Source organism: Nostocoides japonicum T1-X7 (genome assembly GCF_001046855.1).
In the GTDB taxonomy this organism is placed as follows: domain Bacteria; phylum Actinomycetota; class Actinomycetes; order Actinomycetales; family Dermatophilaceae; genus Nostocoides; species Nostocoides japonicum.
In genome coordinates, this window is record NZ_HF570958.1 from 4,798,711 (window position 1) to 4,799,939 (window position 1,229).

Annotated in this window: 2 protein-coding genes; both read left to right on the forward strand. The window is 72.7% G+C overall.

Annotation, left to right across the window (positions count from 1 at the left end; genetic code table 11):
- Positions 1-859 (forward strand): ATP-binding cassette domain-containing protein (locus BN12_RS21810; protein ID WP_157635776.1); only part of this gene is annotated, 859 nt, incomplete at its 5' end.
- A 2-nt stretch (positions 860-861) separates the two neighbouring features.
- Positions 862-1,229, forward strand: a 368-nt coding sequence (locus BN12_RS21815; protein WP_048556753.1) for a BlaI/MecI/CopY family transcriptional regulator, incomplete at its 3' end; no start/stop codon positions are given.

Below are 1,229 nucleotides of genomic sequence, written 5' to 3' on the forward strand. Positions count from 1 at the left end.
CCCCGCCCTCCTCTGCGTCGTCCCGGTGGCGACCGGCGACGCGCTCGGCGGCCTCGTCGACACCGTCCGTGCCCTGGCCCGGGCCCAGGCTGCCCGGGACCGCCTCGGCGCCCTGACGAGCCAGCCGCCCGCCGTCGCCGACCGCGGGACCCGAGCATCCGGCATACCCCTCGGACCGCAGACCGCTCCCGCGCCGCCGACGATCCGGTTGCGAGGCGTCAGCGCCGAGTGGCACGAGGGGTCCACGGCCCTCGCACCGGTCGACCTCGACCTCGCACCCGGCAGCCGCACCGCCATCGTCGGGTCCAACGGCTCGGGCAAGTCGACGCTCCTCGCCGTCCTGGCCCGCCAGCTCGACCCGGCCGAGGGCAGCTACACGCTCGACGGCGTCGACGCGACCGCACTCGACCTGGAGGAGGTCCAGTCACTCGTCGCCGTCGTCGACGACGAGCCGCACATCTTCGCCACGACGCTCCGGGACAACCTCCGCGTCGCCGCTACCGATGCGGACGACGAGGCCGTCGAGGACGCCCTGCGGGCCGCTCGACTCGGCCCCTGGCTCGATGCTCTCCCGCTCGGACTCGACACGCGACTCGGCGCCGGTGGTCACGGAGTGTCCGGCGGTGAGCGGGCACGCATCGCCCTCGCCCGGGCGTTGGTGTCGAGGAGACCCGTCGTCCTGCTCGACGAACCCGTCGCTCATCTCGACCACGTGACGGCCGTCGCAGTGACCCGGGATGTCCTCGCGACGACCAGAGGCCGTACGGTCGTCCTGGTGAGCCATCGACCTGAGGGACTCGCCGAGTTCGACGACGTCATCGACGTGACACCCGCGAACCACGCACGACCCAGGGAGTGACGATGCCACCACCTTCCGCACCACGCCTCGGAGACCTCGAGCGCAGCGTCATGGAACGGCTCTGGGCCAGCCCCGACGGAGCAACCGTCCGCGACGTCCACGAGTCCCTCGCGAGCGATCGCCAGATCGCCTACACGACCGTCCTCACCGTCCTCGACCGGCTCGCCAAGAAGGATCTCGTGACCCGCACCCGCGAGGGGCGGGCTTGGCGGTATGCCGCGAAGAACACCGCGGAGTCGCTCACCGCCCAGGCGATGCGGGCCCACATCGACGAGCTCGACGTCGACGACCGCAAGGCCGCGATCCTCCACTTCCTCGACGGGGCCACGCCCGAGGAGCGGGCCGACGTCCGCGCCGCCCTCGAGGAGCT